24 protein-coding genes and 1 pseudogene are annotated in these 15,297 nt (G+C 58.7%); 14 read left to right on the top strand and 11 right to left on the bottom strand.

Features of this window, described 5'->3' with window-relative positions; genetic code table 11:
• Window positions 1-6: 6 nt before the first annotated feature.
• Window positions 7-486: pseudogene (locus tag LOL23_RS19035) on the bottom strand (hypothetical protein); the annotation flags it as partial.
• Between the two features lie 253 nt (window positions 487-739).
• On the bottom strand, window positions 740-1,288 hold the full coding sequence (locus LOL23_RS01190; RefSeq protein WP_237173028.1) for a terminase small subunit: 549 nt from the start codon (window positions 1,286-1,288) through the stop codon (window positions 740-742).
• A gap of 143 nt (window positions 1,289-1,431) precedes the next feature.
• On the opposite strand from LOL23_RS01190, the gene LOL23_RS01185 reads away from it, so the two are divergent.
• Window positions 1,432-1,704, top strand: a complete 273-nt coding sequence (locus LOL23_RS01185) for a hypothetical protein (protein WP_237173027.1) — start codon at window positions 1,432-1,434, stop codon at window positions 1,702-1,704.
• A 94-nt stretch (window positions 1,705-1,798) separates the two neighbouring features.
• On the opposite strand, the gene LOL23_RS01180 is transcribed toward LOL23_RS01185, so the two are convergent.
• The 7 genes from LOL23_RS01180 to LOL23_RS01150 form a co-directional block, all read right to left on the bottom strand.
• Window positions 1,799-2,407, bottom strand: coding sequence for a DNA-binding protein (locus tag LOL23_RS01180; RefSeq protein ID WP_237173026.1), 609 nt, complete (start codon window positions 2,405-2,407; stop codon window positions 1,799-1,801).
• Window positions 2,404-2,835 carry a hypothetical protein gene (locus LOL23_RS01175; RefSeq protein WP_237173025.1) on the bottom strand — a complete coding sequence of 144 codons (432 nt, stop codon included), beginning with the start codon at window positions 2,833-2,835 and terminating at the stop codon, window positions 2,404-2,406. Before LOL23_RS01175 ends, LOL23_RS01180 begins: the two co-directional genes overlap by 4 nt.
• A gap of 1 nt (window position 2,836) precedes the next feature.
• Window positions 2,837-3,322, bottom strand: a complete 486-nt coding sequence (locus tag LOL23_RS01170) for a RusA family crossover junction endodeoxyribonuclease (RefSeq protein ID WP_237173024.1) — start codon at window positions 3,320-3,322, stop codon at window positions 2,837-2,839.
• Window positions 3,309-3,551, bottom strand: coding sequence for a hypothetical protein (locus LOL23_RS01165; protein WP_237173023.1), 243 nt, complete (start codon window positions 3,549-3,551; stop codon window positions 3,309-3,311). Before LOL23_RS01165 ends, LOL23_RS01170 begins: the two co-directional genes overlap by 14 nt.
• Window positions 3,548-4,057, bottom strand: coding sequence for a hypothetical protein (locus LOL23_RS01160; protein WP_237173022.1), 510 nt, complete (start codon window positions 4,055-4,057; stop codon window positions 3,548-3,550). Before LOL23_RS01160 ends, LOL23_RS01165 begins: the two co-directional genes overlap by 4 nt.
• Entirely contained in the window at window positions 4,054-5,064 is a 1,011-nt protein-coding gene (locus tag LOL23_RS01155; protein ID WP_237173021.1) for a YdaU family protein, read from the bottom strand. The genes LOL23_RS01160 and LOL23_RS01155 overlap by 4 nt, the downstream gene beginning before the upstream one ends.
• A gap of 210 nt (window positions 5,065-5,274) precedes the next feature.
• Window positions 5,275-5,853 carry a toxin YdaT family protein gene (locus LOL23_RS01150; RefSeq protein ID WP_237173020.1) on the bottom strand — a complete coding sequence of 193 codons (579 nt, stop codon included), beginning with the start codon at window positions 5,851-5,853 and terminating at the stop codon, window positions 5,275-5,277.
• Between the two features lie 64 nt (window positions 5,854-5,917).
• Between LOL23_RS01150 and LOL23_RS01145 the strand changes: the two genes are divergently transcribed.
• The gene (locus LOL23_RS01145; RefSeq protein ID WP_237173019.1) at window positions 5,918-6,130 is read left to right on the top strand and encodes a hypothetical protein; all 213 of its coding nucleotides are present in this window, start codon (window positions 5,918-5,920) and stop codon (window positions 6,128-6,130) included.
• Window positions 6,131-6,202: 72 nt separating this feature from the next.
• The gene (locus LOL23_RS01140) at window positions 6,203-6,703 is read left to right on the top strand and encodes a hypothetical protein (RefSeq protein ID WP_237173018.1); all 501 of its coding nucleotides are present in this window, start codon (window positions 6,203-6,205) and stop codon (window positions 6,701-6,703) included.
• Between the two features lie 110 nt (window positions 6,704-6,813).
• On the opposite strand, the gene LOL23_RS01135 is transcribed toward LOL23_RS01140, so the two are convergent.
• Window positions 6,814-7,071: a transcriptional regulator gene (locus LOL23_RS01135; RefSeq protein WP_305072113.1), complete on the bottom strand. Its 258-nt coding sequence runs from the start codon at window positions 7,069-7,071 to the stop codon at window positions 6,814-6,816.
• Window positions 7,072-7,156: 85 nt separating this feature from the next.
• Here LOL23_RS01135 and LOL23_RS01130 point away from each other — a divergent pair, with 85 nt between their 5' ends.
• The 8 genes from LOL23_RS01130 to LOL23_RS01100 all read left to right on the top strand — a co-directional run bounded on the left by LOL23_RS01130 (window position 7,157) and on the right by LOL23_RS01100 (window position 11,761).
• The gene (locus tag LOL23_RS01130; protein WP_237173017.1) at window positions 7,157-7,546 is read left to right on the top strand and encodes a hypothetical protein; all 390 of its coding nucleotides are present in this window, start codon (window positions 7,157-7,159) and stop codon (window positions 7,544-7,546) included.
• Between the two features lie 67 nt (window positions 7,547-7,613).
• On the top strand, window positions 7,614-8,273 hold the full coding sequence (locus tag LOL23_RS01125; protein WP_237173016.1) for a DUF7424 family protein: 660 nt from the start codon (window positions 7,614-7,616) through the stop codon (window positions 8,271-8,273).
• Between the two features lie 15 nt (window positions 8,274-8,288).
• Window positions 8,289-8,492, top strand: a complete 204-nt coding sequence (locus LOL23_RS01120; RefSeq protein ID WP_237173015.1) for a hypothetical protein — start codon at window positions 8,289-8,291, stop codon at window positions 8,490-8,492.
• 108 nt (window positions 8,493-8,600) lie between these two features.
• Window positions 8,601-8,987 (top strand): YdcA family protein, encoded by a 387-nt coding sequence (locus tag LOL23_RS19180; protein WP_500797214.1) that lies wholly within the window; start codon window positions 8,601-8,603, stop codon window positions 8,985-8,987.
• A 58-nt stretch (window positions 8,988-9,045) separates the two neighbouring features.
• Window positions 9,046-10,149 carry a hypothetical protein gene (locus LOL23_RS01115; protein WP_237173014.1) on the top strand — a complete coding sequence of 368 codons (1,104 nt, stop codon included), beginning with the start codon at window positions 9,046-9,048 and terminating at the stop codon, window positions 10,147-10,149.
• Window positions 10,142-10,471 carry an STAS-like domain-containing protein gene (locus tag LOL23_RS01110; protein ID WP_237173013.1) on the top strand — a complete coding sequence of 110 codons (330 nt, stop codon included), beginning with the start codon at window positions 10,142-10,144 and terminating at the stop codon, window positions 10,469-10,471. Before LOL23_RS01115 ends, LOL23_RS01110 begins: the two co-directional genes overlap by 8 nt.
• Before the next feature lie 5 nt (window positions 10,472-10,476).
• Window positions 10,477-11,001: a hypothetical protein gene (locus LOL23_RS01105; protein ID WP_237173012.1), complete on the top strand. Its 525-nt coding sequence runs from the start codon at window positions 10,477-10,479 to the stop codon at window positions 10,999-11,001.
• A gap of 307 nt (window positions 11,002-11,308) precedes the next feature.
• A complete protein-coding gene (locus tag LOL23_RS01100) occupies window positions 11,309-11,761 on the top strand; it encodes a hypothetical protein (RefSeq protein WP_237173011.1) in 453 nt (150 codons plus the stop codon).
• A 228-nt stretch (window positions 11,762-11,989) separates the two neighbouring features.
• Here LOL23_RS01100 and LOL23_RS01095 read toward each other — a convergent pair whose 3' ends face one another.
• A complete protein-coding gene (locus tag LOL23_RS01095; protein WP_237173010.1) occupies window positions 11,990-12,220 on the bottom strand; it encodes an Arc family DNA-binding protein in 231 nt (76 codons plus the stop codon).
• A 684-nt stretch (window positions 12,221-12,904) separates the two neighbouring features.
• Here LOL23_RS01095 and LOL23_RS01090 point away from each other — a divergent pair.
• Genes LOL23_RS01090 through LOL23_RS01080 form a run of 3 tightly spaced genes read left to right on the top strand, consistent with a single transcriptional unit; the run spans window position 12,905 to window position 15,294 of the window.
• Entirely contained in the window at window positions 12,905-13,189 is a 285-nt protein-coding gene (locus LOL23_RS01090; protein WP_237173009.1) for a hypothetical protein, read from the top strand.
• 2 nt (window positions 13,190-13,191) lie between these two features.
• Window positions 13,192-14,103, top strand: a complete 912-nt coding sequence (locus LOL23_RS01085; protein WP_237173008.1) for a PD-(D/E)XK nuclease-like domain-containing protein — start codon at window positions 13,192-13,194, stop codon at window positions 14,101-14,103.
• A gap of 21 nt (window positions 14,104-14,124) precedes the next feature.
• Window positions 14,125-15,294, top strand: a complete 1,170-nt coding sequence (locus LOL23_RS01080; protein ID WP_237173007.1) for a recombinase RecT — start codon at window positions 14,125-14,127, stop codon at window positions 15,292-15,294.
• Window positions 15,295-15,297: the final 3 nt, after the last annotated feature.

The raw sequence follows: 15,297 nt of genomic DNA, 5'->3' as shown, positions 1-15,297 counted from the left end.
GAATCGGTGATCTGGGGTGCATTCAACTGTCGCGCCATCATCGAACGTAATCCGCACAATGTCGTTGGGCGGGTTCTCATGCCAAGCGGTCACAGGGCGAAGAACCATTTTTCCAGCGTAGTCAAAAGACCACACGTTGATCGCCATGCGCTCGCGCACGATACGGTCTATGGGCAATAAGCCCTCTTCCGTCCATACGCGGGTGCCCACCGGAAAGCAGCCGCCAAACCCGGGGCGCGCCTTGCCGGCGCCAAAGCCGGTGATCGTGCCGCCCGAGCCGGCCGCATATACGACGCCGCCCTGCTCCGTCTTCCAGTCGCCCTTGGCGGCGCTGTCCGAGCGGATCTGTACGTTCGGGAAAACCTGCTGGAATTCCTCGTGACGCACGAGCTCGCGCGCGTTGGCGGCGTTCTGCACCGCCAATGTGGCCGCGTAGCTGGTATGGATGAACTCGGCATCCGGGTTCTTGCCCAGCGCCCAGACCATGAAGTTGACCACGGCCAGCTCGGTCTTCGAGTAGCGCGGCGGCACGTTGATAACGAGCCGTTTGCACTCGCCCCGGTAGACGCGCATCAGCGCATCGCAGATGACCTGGTGGTGATCCGAGCGCATCCAGGGGAAGTTGCGCCTGGCCAGGAACATGTACCGCGAGAAGTAGTACAGGTCCTCCCTGGCCAGCACCCGCGATACGAACCGTTCCTGATCTGTCAGATCATTGAATGTGTTCATATCGGGGGCCTCAAACCTTGCTCAGCATCTCCTTGGCGATCTTTGCGAATTCCTTGGTGTCAATCGAAACCTGTTCAATGGGCGCGCCGTTCTTGCCCGTGAGTTCGACATGCTCACGGAACATGCCCAGATGCCGCCCGAGCAGCTCCAGGTTCTTGACCTTGTCGGGCCACTTGATTTTCTTCAGAATCCCGACCAGATCGCGGTCCTCGCCCCGGCCCTCGAACATCTCCGCCAGGTCAAACCCTGACAGGTACTGGCGCCATACACGTGGCCACTCGCTGACGGGCTTGAGATCCATGGCATCGTTCATGATGTCCAGGACGTCCATCTGGTCGATCTCGACCAGGCGCCGCACCACGTAATCGACGTCTACCTCGGTGCGCTTGGTGCGGGCGGCCTGCGCGGCTGCGATGGCAGCGGCAATATGTGGCCTGGACATGAGCACGTCGGCGTGCTGCTTGGCCGACCGGGGGCTGTACCCGGCGCGGATTGCTGCCTGAGTGGCGTTCAGGTCGACCAGGTACTCGTCGACGAACCGCTTTTGCCTGGGTGTCATGCGGCCGCTAGACGCGGCGCGAGCTTTGTCTTTGCGGGGCATATATCACGACATTATTTGTGGTCAATTGAGGTTTACGCTCATGCCTATATGTAACAAATAGATATAAAACGAAATCTCCACGACTTTATAGGAACAAGAAGATGACCGTCTATCTAGTAACCTATGATTTGAATAGAGAAATCAACCGTCCGCCGATCGTAGATAAAATCAAAAACACCGGCACCAGTTGGGCGAGGCTCTCCGAATCGAGCTACGCGATTACGCATTTCGGAACGCCTGACGATGTGTATAACGCATTGCGGCCGCTCCTCGACCAAAATGATCATATCTACATCATTACGCTCAAACAACCATGGCAAGGATTCGGCCCGACCGAAGTGAACGAATGGTTGAATAAGAATCTCAACTACTAAGCAAAAACCCCGCTCAAGGCGGGGTTCGTTCTATCTGGACGCAATTACGAGAATTGCATAATTGGCGCTATTTTCGGATACAAACTCGGAATGGTCAAGGACTTACCAGTCCATCCTCGGCGAGAATCTGAGCAATCATTCGAAGCGCGGCTGTTTTGACGCCCGCCACCGCCTCATGGCCGGACTTCGCTTTCTGTCCGTGAAGCCATGCCCGTATCTTGCTGGCGTGATTGGTGGCGGTGTCCCGGTGTACGCCAGCTTTCTCGGCCAGTTCGGCCAGCGACAGCGACTTATCACCGAACTCCCGCTGTATGATGCCGCGGCGAAGCACCCGGTGCGACACACACCCGGGCAGCGCCTGGGTAATCGCCGCCTCCTCGATCTGCCGAATGCACGCATGCCAGAACTCGTTGCGCTTGTGGCCAGAGCAGCATGGATACCGGCAGCTGCAGGGAATGGAGCGCGGCGCGTAGGTAGCGAACACGATGTACTGGTATAGCGGCGGCAGGTGCTGCAGCTTGTTGAAGATCATGCCGGCTTGGCCGGCGCCATCGAGACCGGACAGGCCCTTTGACACCGCCTCGACCGGATCGTCGGCCATACGGTTCATGATCGGCCGATCATAGGCCTGGCCAGAATAGTTGAATGCGTACACCAGCGCGGCGTGCGCGCTTTGAAACAATGGCTCGCATGTCGTGGTCATGCCTGTTCCTTCTTCAACACAAAAAATTCGCTGTACTGGTTTGCGATGCCCACGCCATTGGGCGTGTACATCGTGGGCTGGGTCGCAGCGGCCCGCGCGGCGTTCATTCGCATGTCAGCACTGATCTGTAGCGGACGAAATGGCCGCGGCGCGCGCGGCGCAGCTGGCGTGCCACGATCCATCCGGCCGCGCAGGAAGTCGATCAGCAGCGCCTCGTCCGAGCGGGAGCCCCTGGTGCGGCCGGTCAGCTCGAGAATTAGCCGGATAACCGCATGGGTCTCTGTCTTCTGCGGATCACGCGCCGCCATGAGCCCATAGTCCTCGCGCAGTTTCTGGACCGCCAGGCATGACAGCTCGCGCACCTTAGCCCGGTACTCAACACGCTCTGCCTGGTTCAGGTCCTTCAGACCTATGTCCCGTATCGGCATCTCAATAGCCCTCCAACGTCATCACCACCACCGAAACACCAGGCGCGGCACCGTAGCGGCGCTGCACCCGCAGGTCGGCTACCTGGGTATCGTCGTTCCAGACCACGCCGTTGATGGCGTCGAAAACGGCTTTGATGACGTTGTCCATGTCCGGCTTAACCGTGGGTACCAGCGTGCCGGCGAGGGCTTCACGTTGCTTTTTCTGCGACCAGGAGGCCGGTACCGGCAGAGCGATGCGCATGAGCACGTCGACCGGCCCATCGATGAGCGGCTGCCCGGCCATCGCCTGGCCAGCCGCCAGCGCCACCGTCGACTCGTAGGACGCCGTCTCCTCAGGCGTGTACAGCGTGATGTGGCGGCCGCGCTTGGCGGCCCGTGGCCTGCCCTTGCCCACCGGCTTGCCGGGCACCATGAAACTCACGGCGCGCTGGGTGCTGCGTATCGGCCGGGTATCGGCTGCGGTGCCGCTGCGGTCATGTTTGGTCATGCTTGAGAATCTCCTCGAAAAATCGACGCCTTTCCCAGTTCAGCCATGTGGTGCGCTTGGCGACCGTATCGGCGTCCACGGCCTCGAACCGTGGGCAAAGACGTTCGAACGTGGCGCTCTGGAACACCGCGGCGCTGCCCCGTAGCGCGCAGTGTCCGAAGCCTTGGCGGGCCATCTGTCCGGCGCCACGCAGGTTGAAATGCCGACAGGCGATGCACTGGACGGTCATGGCGCGACCTCTGTTTTGGCGATATCACCGGCCCGTAGCCAGGAGTCGTAGCCGTCGCGCTGGTCCAGATGCGTCGCTGAAACGGGCACCTTGCGACATTCCTGGTCGAGAACGGACAGCATGTGCATGCCCAGCGCCCGAGCCGTCAGAGGCGCGCTCTTGAACAGCGGTTTGGCGCCTTTGAGCAGGTCTTCGCGACCGAGCTGCGCGAGCAGCGACTTGACCTGGGACGGTATGCGTGCAGCCAATGGTGCGTTCATGCACCGCAGAGCCAGCCGATAGGCGCCGATCCGATTGTTTGCCATCGCGGTGATTGCATCGCGGCTGGCATAGTCCGCGTTGAAGTGCAGCCGGCAATGCCATTCGTTCGATCCGGTCGTGCTGGCGGTCATAGTGGCCGGAAGCTGGCAGCCCGGCACAACGCACTGCCCGGTCGGAGCCATGGGGACGGGGCTGCCGGCTGCGCTCGTTTTGACGGCACGGCTCGCCTTTGCGTAGTCACTCACTGGGTTGCCTCCGGTTGGATTTCCAGGCTGCGGATACGCTGCCAGATGCGATCGCGGTACGAGCCGTAGGACTCCCCGCCGTGGGCGAACAGGCCGACCTCACGCCCCTTGCGCTCGATACCGGCGTCGGTGCGGTACCAGTCGTCGATCGCCGGCCGCTGGACGGCCCCCGTCGCCGGCTTCTCGGCGATCACATCCGCCAGGATTGAGTCCAGGTATCCCGCATTGATCGGCGCGGCGCTTCCGGCCGTCTCGCGCCGCTGCTGGGCGAGCTCCAGCGCCTGCAGCGCTTGTGCATCGGTCACGCCTTCGGATGCCCATCGTCGCAATCGCGGGTCAGAGGCTTGTAATGCGGCCCCGCGCTTTCGCAGCAAGGCGGTCAGTTCGATCGCGCGCAGATGGACCGGGTCGCCCTGCGGTTTCGGAACGTCTTCGATCTCAAGCAGCGCAGCAGGCGGGTCAGCCTCGCGCGATTCTGGTGGAGGTATAACTGCTGCTGCTTTATCTTTGGTTATTGGTTCTTGGCTATTGGTTATTGGGGGCTTTGGGGTCAGGTTATCGCTAGGTTCGCCCTGGGTTTGTTCTGGGTTTTGATTTGATAACCTAGAAATAACCTGCTGGGTTTCTTCTGGGTTTTGGTTTTCAGTATCAGAGGAACCTAGCGGGATATCTGCGGGTTCCTGTTTCCGTGGCCGACCGCCCTTCTTTCCATTGACGCGAGATCGTTCGCTGGAAACCCGGGCCTTCTCAATTTCTTCGTCGCAGCGCGAGTGAAACCAGCCATCATCGGTGTCGACGAAGAATTCCTCGACGACGATATCGACGGCATCCTGTTCCTCTTGGGTGCGGGCTCTGGCCAGCCGATACAGCGCCTTTCGATCGCGCGGCAGCTGCTTTTCAGTCGAGTAGTACAAGTCGAGGAGGCGGCGATAAGCACCGTCCTCGAGCATGGTCAGGTGCGCCGTGGCGGTGATGTAATCGCCGATGTGGTGCGGGTAATAATTCACGGGTGCCCCCCATAAGCGAACTGCCGCCGAAGCTCATGAAACCGCTTCGCCGCCTCAGCGTCGCTATCCAGCTCACGACGCGATGAGACGCCGCACACGCGTCGAACGTGGGCAGCAGCAGCGTCCACACTGTCGACGCCGAGATATGCCTGAAATCGTGGATTGCCACACAGCAACGCAGCTGCGCGGGCCAGTGATGCGGCCATAGCGCTACCCTGCCTTCACCGCTTCGCTGGCGGCCATCTGCGCCTCGATCATGGCGCGCGTCCGATTGGCGGCGTCGATCGCTTCGGATATCTGCTGATGCGCGTGCTCGAGCTCGTGCTTGTCGTGCCCGTCAATCAGACTGGTGACGGCCTGGGCGGCTTCGTTCTGCTCGCGCATGAGATCCACAGCCACTGACGCTGAAAATGGCACCAGGGCCTGCGGAAGGGTCAATGACCGTACCGCAAAGCCCAGTGGCATCAGCATGCGGTCGAGCGCGCGCCGGCGCACTTCTTCGGGCACGCCCGCCAGGACCGATTGCAGGAAGTTGGCCGGTACCAGGTTGTTGTCTTTGGTCTCGTCATCGAGCCAGCGAAAGATTCGGTCGGCGTTGACCTTCATGCGCTCAAAGGCGTCGGTGGTTTTCGGCTCGAACCGGATGTTGGCCAACGTGTCAGCGCCCAGGCGCTCGTGCGCTTCGACGATATTGGCCGCGATGGTCTCGCGCGACATACGGTTGATACGGCGGTACTCGGAGATCTCTTCGCGAAGGATTCCGATCAGGGTGTGCGACAGGCTACGCATGACGAATGCTCCAGGCGGCCGGACAATGGCGCCATAAAGAAATTGAGAGGGATGGGAAGTTCGAATGGACGCGACGCCGCTGCCGGCCAGAGACGCCGGCGCGAACGATCACACTCGGAAGATGGCGGGCCTGCTGGCCCAGGCTCGGAATATCACGCGCGCAGCGCTGGGCCGGGCGCCCGCCGTGGTGGTGGCCGAGGTGTTCCGGCAGCTGTGCGTCGAGCTCGATTACGTGGCGCTGGCCGAGCTGGACGACAGTGTCAGGCAGGTGCACTGAGCCATGGGGATCCCCGCACGTCGTAGAATCGGAAGCTCTCACACGACCTTCTTCTACGACGGGGGGATTCTTATGACGCTCGATCGGAATCTGCAGCGAAAGATTCTTACGGAGCTCGCGAACTATTACCCAAGTGGCTATCCGGAAGAACTTCAATTTATCGACCCGGACACGGACCTGGTCATTAAGAATGTGTTCTACCTCGCGGAGCTCGGGCTTCTTGAGCATGGCCTGCAAGGAACGCTCAGCGACGGTTATGTCCAGATCATTGGAGCGACTCGCATCACGGCGCGCGGCCTGGACTTCCTGGCCGACGACGGGGGCTTGTCCGCTATCTTGGGAGTGGTCACGATCAAGATCCATGACGACACTCTGAAGACGCTGATCGAGAACAAGATTGTTCAGTCCGACTTGCCTCAACCCGATAAGAAGCGATGGATTGATCAGCTTCGAGAGCTGCCCGCCGAGACCACAAAACACCTCGCACTGAAACTAGTGGACCTGGGATTGGCGAACACCCCGACCGCACTTGCTGCAATAGGAAGTGCGCTTGGCCTGGGTGCTGGCGGATGAATCGCGCATATCCAACCCCGGGGCCCAAGCTGATCCAGAAGTCGTCCAGCTCTGTATCCATCTCGGCAACGGTCGCGTTTGCGTGGAAGACGAACGCATTGATGCGGATTTCACGCATGCTCGCCCTCCTGCAGCTCGGCCCGTGTGATGGGAGGCGCGGTGCGCAGAACAGACCAGTCGATGTCTGGGCGCAGATCTTCGCAGCGGACCGCGCCGGCGGTGGCCCGCTCGATGTCGGGGCAGCGCTCCGCGGGGACCTGCCGCTTCCGGTTGGCCCATTGAGAGATGAGGATGGGCGGGACGCCGATTGCAATGGCGAGTTGCATGCGTTTGCCGCGTTCCTGATTAACAAAGTCGAGGAGGTTCATGCCAACATATTAAGCGATTCGCTTAATCATCTCAAGCATTTCGCTCCTTCAGTTGTTAAGCGTTTTGCTTTGTAATGGCGTGCATATGAAATCCGCTGCCGAACTACGCCTCGAAAACCTTGAAACGCTCGTGAAAGAAGCGGGAACCGCCGACGCGCTAGCCGAGGCATGCGGACTTTCTCCCGAATACATCAGCCAGATTCGTAATCGCGCTGTGGACAAGAAGACGGGCCGTGCGCGTAACCTAGGCAGCCAGGCCGCGCGCAAGCTGGAAACCGGCATGCGAAAGCCACTAGGCTGGATGGATACGAACCATGCTGCGCCACACAAGGCGGAGCCTTCAAGCGAACCGTGGCCGCTCACGAAAGCAACCGTGGAAAGAATCCGAGCTCTCACGCCGCAGCAGCAACGCCAAGCCGACGACGCCTTCGATATCATCCTGCGCGGTTTCGAGGCGGAGCGAGACAAGGGCTGATTTTTTTACCTCGCTAGTAACAAAACATGTTAAATAATTGTTAAAGGTGTAGATCGACGGAGCGCATATGAGAACAGGAAAATTCGCTGCTGTTTTGCTATCCACGCTGGCGTTGGCCGGCTGCAAGGCAACGGTAGAAACGCAGGTCAGTCTGAGCGAGTTGCTCAGCGGCCCCACAAAGGTGTTGCCTGGCGCGCTGTACGTTGAAGTGGCCAGCTGTGCGGACTACCAGGACTCGCGCAAGCCCTCCTCCTCCCTGGTCGAGACGCAGCAACAAATTCCCGGGATCTTTCAGGATGCGCAATTCGTCGAGTGCTTTCGCCAGAAAATGGACTCGTACGCCCATTTCAAGATCCCCGTCTACCTGGACAAGGATAAGGAAGGAAAGCCCGCATCGCCGGCGCACATCAACCTGATATCCAACGAGTCGGTCTTGCTCAGCGTTGTGGTGCCGGAGCAGATCCAGCAACGCCTGGACGGGGCCAAGAAGAAGATGCACGCAACCGCGCTTGATATCCGCCTTGGGGTAAGTGTTAAGAATGATATCGGCAAGGACTTCAAGTTCGACGCCATGTCTGCCTTCGTTGACGGCTCGCCAATCGTGTACTCCAGCATGACCTCGCACAAGGACCGCACCTTTCAGGTGATGCTCTCCGACGTGTCGGTGCAGGCCGCACTGACGGGATCCGGCGCCGGTGTGCTGTTTCATGCTCCGGCGGGCGCCTGACATACACGTTAAGGAATGAACGAGGACTATTTACTGGCCGGGATCTGGGCCGGCGCCCTATTGGCTCTGGCGGTCTTTGCAATCGTCGGCTTTGTCGACAACCGTAAGGATCAGTTTTCCTCGCCAAATGGCGATCAGAATTTATTCAGAACTCAACAAGGAGACACACGTGCCAAGGTTCATCATCAACACCAACCAACAGGCGAACGGCGACTTTGAGGTGCACAACGCAACGATTGGCTGCTCATACATGCCCTTGAATTCGAGCCAGAAAGATCTCGGCATGCATCACGACTGCTATGGTGCAGTCGCTTACGCCAAATACCAATGGCCAAACGCAAAAATCAACGGCTGTTATTGGTGTTGCAACGCATGCCATACAAGCTAACGGCTTGGCGGTTATCCGGCGCTATGCTGCTGTTCGTTGGGTCCTGGTTGGCGAACCCAGCTGAAGTCCGCAACACGCCCTGCTCCGGCAAGAAAGGCGGCGTGTCGCACTGCGCCGCCGGCAAGTTCGTGTGCAACGACGGGTCGATCAGCGCCAGCAAGAAGATATGTCCGACGTCTCGCGCACCCGCACAGAGCTTGGTGACCAAGCCGAAAGGAAAGTCAGCAACGAGCTGCGACTGCCGCAGCGGGACGTTCTGCACAGGGACACGGGGCGGGACATATTGCGTCACCGATAGTGGGCGGAAGAGTTTCTTACGGAAATGATGGCTTGACGGCCCCCGCCGAAAGCCGTTGTTATTGCATTAACGATGATCTCAGAACAATGAAAAAGCTTACTTCTAAGGCAAAAATAAGGCGAATTCAACTTGCTAAAGAACGTATGCTGCGAGCGCAGCGGCGCCAGATGTATCGGCAGTTTGCCAAACGCTGTCTTCTGTTCACGATCACGTCCAAAACATCAAAGGTTCGTCGCCATGGGCGAACAGCGCGGATATCCGCGCCTCAGATTTTCTCACTGATAGTTCTGTCAGATAGAAAAAAGCTATTGACCTTTATTAGACGCATCCATCGGGCCGCTCGATCTTACTCCGACGTTTTTTTGGATTTAGCGCCAGTTCGGCTATTACATCCATGCGGCACCCTACTGTTTGTAGCCGAAGTTGAACGACTTATCTCCGCACGTTCAGGACGCTGCACCATTAGAGCATCCCGCCCACGGGATCGAGTTGTAGAAGAATTGTTTCAACATATCGGCCTACTTTCGAAGTTTGGTGTCTCTCCACGACTCCACATTGGCCACAATCGCGTTCGAAATTGGACATATCATGCTGGTCGCGATGTTGACATAACAAGCCTAGCGCCCTTGAAGAATAAGCTTGAACGTCACTTGGGAGAAGACTTGGCATTCGACTTACTCAGCGCCATGCAGGAAGCCATTACGAATGCCGTGCATCATGCGTACATACAACCGCGGGGCGACGGGATACGTACTGAAAAAGATTGGTGGCTCTTTTCTGAATACAATGAAGAAGGCGTGGTCTATCTGTCTGTGTGTGACTTGGGAGTTGGCATTCGTCGCACCCTTCCGATCATCGGCAGATGGGCTAGTTACGCTGTTGAAGCGATACTCCAGCGCCTTGGCGCGGACACTTCTCTAGATGCCAAGTACATAAAAGCAGCGATCGAATTGGGAGCCACGAGAACCGGGAAAGACAATCGGGGCAAGGGGCTGCACGAGATGCTAGAATTAGTCAAATCTGCAGGATCCGGCGGATTGCGAATTTTCAGCGATCGCGGCATCTTTACGCATAGTGGTAGCTCGGGCGTGGAAAAAATTCTTGACCATGAAATGTCCATCATGGGGACCTTAATTCAATGGACTTTCAACGCTAAAGCGCTTGGCTCGCAGAGTTCAGGAAATGGATAAAGTGATCAACATCGCTCGCGATTTTTCGCCATTCGCCGCGGGAAGGTATCGTACTGACGGCCCATGGTCCGGAGAAAAATTCCTCCAAGAGGTTCTGTTGCCAGCACTGGGCTCGTTCGACAAGGTGTCGGTAAATCTCGATGGGACCTTAGGTCTAGGGTCTTCTTTCCTTGAGGAAGCTTTTGGTGGCTTGGTCCGCTCGGGTTACCGCCTGAATGTGCTGCGTGAACGCCTCATAGTTTCCGGTCGGAAGCGCATGTACGTCGATCGAGCCTGGCAATACATTCAGGATGAGGATGGCAAGCTAGCAACAGTGCAGTAATTGCTATGACCCCCGATCCGCTTAGTAGTGTAGAGATATTTCGTTCGTATATCGCACCCGCGTTGGCGCCACTGATCGTCGCAATCGGATGGGTCGTTGTCTCACGTGATAATGACCGCAGAGAGACACGCAAAGAAATCCGTAGCCTGATAAATGAACTGATAAAGCGTGCTGAAAAACTGACCGACGAGGCTCAGTACTATTTTTGTGAACTGAAGAATAGCACCGACGACGCCAGATCAGCAGAAATCAAGATCAAGCAAGGTTTGGAGCGACTCGATTCACTACTTCAAGTACTTGTGAAGATGGAAAAACGGTTCGATCAGGCCTCGACATCCGTCGGAAAATTCATGGATGTTATTACAGGTCATGAAAAATTCGAAAGCCGTTCGTATACGAGAAAATTCTCGATTGATCACGTCGACGTTATGAAAATCGCTCTTGCACAGGCAGATCTCTTCAATGTGTTGGAAACGATCTACATCGATACACAGATTAAGCGACCTTGGCCATACCCACCCGACGATTAAAATATCATCCACACGGTCGTTCACCCAAGGCACAATCATAAACACTACTGTGTAACTTTCGTACCACCTTTGAAGTATAGCCCCCTCCGTGAGGGGCTATTTTCATGTTCGCCCGCGTTAGCCTCCTGCGCTTACCGCACCAGAAGCCTTGGAATAAATTGGCTGCCGCGAATATTCGCCACCCGCTGGAGTAGGCCCCCCCCAGAAGCGACCATCACCAACGAGCGCCGCACGCCATGGAATCAAAAATCCCGAGATTGCTTGACCTGGTGTAAAAATCAAAACTCATTAATGCTCAGGAGTTGCTATGGAAACGATCACCATCCATCACGCGCGGGCCGGTTTGATCGCCCGTCATGAGGGCCGCCAGGTTGCAAGCTCAGATTCAGCATTCCTCGCGGACATTCGCGAGGCCGTCGTGCGATATGCGACGCAGTTTGAATGCGTCAAAGTGATTTACAAGCGGCCAAGCGGGCCCGCGATGACGTCCGATGTCACACTGTTGTGGCGTAATCGGCTCAGGAAGTTATACACCGGTCTGAGCGGCTGGATTTCGACTGGCGACACCTGCGGCCCGACGGAGGGCTTCGTTGATCGGCTTCAGTCTCCCAGCCAGCGCCTCACCGCCTCGTCCAGCTTGTCAGCGAGGTCTGAGATCTTCCGTGTCAGCTCAGACTTGGTCATGCTCGTCGAACGACCACCTTCGCTGCCGTTCTCGCGTGCTTGCTCGGACTCATGTGTAAACGAGGCTACGCCCTGAAGGTCCTCGGCACCGCTGCTTTGTACAGACATATCTGATGGCTCGCAATACAGTTATTCCAAGTACGTATGACGCAGGCGGCGAAATGCGTCGCCATCGCAGAAGCATCGACGTAGTTTAGGGGAAGGAATACGGAATCGGCAAGGCGGCGCAGCACTTCGGATCTTTCCTGAATGTACGTTGCCGGTATGTCGTGTGGCGTTGCCAAAACACGAGCCACCGGGCCTGTTACCCGCGCCGGCCGTCCAAGCGCCGCAGCAGCTCATCTAGCTTGGCGTCCATGCTGGCAATCCTGCGCGCGAGTTCCTCGGCGTCCATGCCATTCAGGCCGGCTTCGATGTAATGCACCGCCTGGGCATTGCTCGAGCGGTTCTCGCGCTTTGCCCTTTCCTTCAAGCGGTCACGCAGGTCGCCAGGCAGGCGAACATCCAGTTTTTCGGGCGCTTCTTTCTTGTCCATGCGCCGCAGGATAGCCGCGCATAATACCGGCAATATACGTGCAAAGTGCCGGTATTGGCCTTTGTTCCGCACAATGGCGCCGGCAGTCCCGGCCGATAATTTTCCCAGCGACAGGAGCGCCTGCTGCGCATAGGGTAAATACCTACATTTCAAAAAACCCGCATAACCACTGGCGTTTTTCGATGTCGCTTCCGGACGCCTATTGCACTGGATATTTACACAGTGCAATATAGAGCTACCCAAAAAGAAACGCCCCGGAGGTTCAGAGCTCCGGGGCGTGAATACATCTACTACCCCTGTTTTTGAAGGACGAGGCAGCAATGCAGAATTGTACGGAAGAATTGCCTGAACGCAATCGGGCGTCTGGACGTTACACCGCGACCAACCCACACGACCCACGGGCCCAGCTCTGGGCCCTTCTCCTGCTTGCAAGCAGTCACGATGGAGAATGCTTTGTAAACCTTGCAGAGCCGGCGCAGCGTGCGTTGCTCGTCACGGCGTATGAGAAAGCCTTCGCCGCTCTTCATCCCGAACAGATCGACAGCTGAAGCCTAGATCGAGTCAAAACAGTGTCCCCAATCTAGCAATACGGCACCTCACACAGATTAAGCGATTCGCTTGACTTTAAATAAGCGTGTCGCTTAATATTCACGTTAAGCGATACGCTTAATTTGTGGAGATGCCATGCAAACCAACCCCCGCTTTACTCTGGCCCGCCGGCGTGCGTGCCATGTCATCCACCCGGCCTATGCCAAGGCCGTCCAGGCCAAGCCGGCCTTCCCCACAGAGATCTATGGTTACCCCGCCTGCGCCCGGCGCAAGGCGGCCAATGATGATCGTTTGCTGACGATTCCGGTCCCGCAGCCGGCGCATCAGGCGGCACCGTCTACACGTGGGCTGGTGGCCGTTTACTGCACCGTCGCCCTGATCATCTGGTTCGTTGCGGCCAACGTGCCGATGGGGGTGTGAGCATGAACGTCCTCACAGACCGCCTCGAGCCACTTGGCATCATCGAGGACCAGGACATCGAGCAATACCATCGCGGCGCCGGCATCAGCAAGACCGGCCTGGACCTCATCGAACGCAGCCCGGCGCACTATTTTGCCGAGTACCTGGACCCGAACCGCCCGCCCAAAGAGAACGACGAGACGCCCGCGCGTCTGGCCGGGCACCTCGCGCACTGCGCCATTCTGGAGCCCGCCGAGTTCGACAAGCGCTATGCCGTATTGCCTGCAGACGCGCCGCGCAAGCCGACCAGCGCGCAGTGGAACGCCAAGAATCCGAGTAGCGATTCCTTGAGTGCCATGGCTTGGTGGCGCGAATGGCTGGCCAACAATGAAGGTCGCACCATCATCACGCACGAGCAGCGCGAGACGGCGCTGCGGCAGGCCGAGAGTGTACGTCGGCTGCCAGACATTCGCGATGCACTGGACCGCGGGCGCCCGGAAGTGTCCGCCTATTGGCGAGACTCGGGCACGGGCGTGCTTTGCCGCTGTCGGCCGGACTGGGTGCATGACGCGGGACCGGGGCGCGCAATCCTGGTGGACGTCAAAACGTACAGCAATGCCGCCCCCGTCGAGTTCGCCCGTCAGATTGCCCGCATGAGATATCACGTGCAGGCGGCGTACTACACCGACGGCTATGCAGCAGCTGCCAACGTCGATGTCCTGGCGTTCGTGTTCCTGGCGGTTGAAACCGAATACCCATACGCGGCCAGCGCCGTGATGCTGGACGAAGCGAGTCTCGAACAGGGCCGCGCGGAATACCGGCGCAACGTCAGCGCTTACGCGCAGTGCCTGAGCTCGGGGGAGTGGCCCGGCTACCCCGAGGGCATCCAGCCCGTATCCCTGCCCGCATGGGCAATGACAGACATCGATCATTAATCAGACAAGGAGCTTTACACCATGGCTGCAAATCCTACCTCGCTCGCAGAGCTGAAGCAGACCTCCAAGATGGTCGCGCGCGACGCCGGCATCGGCAGTGTGAAGAAATTCTTCGAGAGTCAGCGCGGCGCCATCGCAGCGGTACTGCCCAAGCATGTCAGTGCGGACCGTATGCTCAAGATCGCGCTGGGCGCGCTGCGCACAACCCCCAAGCTCATGAACTGCAGCGTCGAATCGCTCATGGGCGCCGTCGTTCACTGCTCGCAGCTCGGGCTGGAGCCGAACACGCCGCTCGGCCACGCGTACCTGATCCCCTTCGAGAATCGCAGGAAGGGTGTCACCGAAGTGCAGATCGTGCTCGGCTACAAGGGCCTCATTGACCTCGCGCGCCGCTCTGGCCAGATCGTGAGCATCGCCGCGCACGAAGTGTGCGCGAACGACCACTTCGAGTACAGCTACGGGCTGGAAGAGACGCTCGTGCACAAGCCAGCCATGAGCGGACGCGGGCCGGTGATCGCCTTCTATGCGGTCGCCAAGCTCGTGGGCGGCGGGCATGCTTTCGAGGTCATGAGCGCGGACCAGATCAACGAGATCCGCGACGCCAGCCAGAACTACAAGTTCGCCCGCGACAAGTCCAGCACAGTCTGGGGCCAGCACTACGCCGAAATGGGCCGCAAAACAGCGCTGCGCCGCCTGGTGAAATACCTACCGGTGTCCATTGAGCTTGCGCAGGCTGCAGCGCTGGACGAAGTCGGCAGCACCGGCCGCTCTCAGGCGCTGGATAACGTCCTGGAGGGCGACTACATCACGCCGGTAGAGGAAGACGAGGATCAGGCCATCGACCCGGACACCGGCGAAGTCACCACCTCCTCCCGCGAGAAAGCTCAAGGCGAGGCCGGTAAACCGGCGCCACAGGCGGAGCAATCCGACGCGGCACCTACTGCGGATGAGTACACCGATCACGCCAAGGTCCGTCATGCGCTGCGCGTCGCGCAGGACCACGACACGCTGGACGTCGCCGCCGACCTCATCCAGGACACCAACCCGCAGCATCACGCAGCCTTGCAGGAGTATTACCGCCAGCGCCAGGACGAGCTCGACGGCGTGCGCCACGTCCCTCCCGAACAGACCAAACCGCAACCCACCGCCACGGCGGCGCGCAGCCGCCGCCAAGCCGCCAACCTGGAGTAAACG

It is taken from the genome of Paracandidimonas lactea (assembly GCF_021653995.1).
GTDB classification, from domain to species: Bacteria; Pseudomonadota; Gammaproteobacteria; order Burkholderiales; family Burkholderiaceae_B; genus Allopusillimonas; species Allopusillimonas lactea.
Note: the sequence above shows the minus strand (reverse complement) of the source record. Positions and strands in the feature narration are given on the sequence as shown.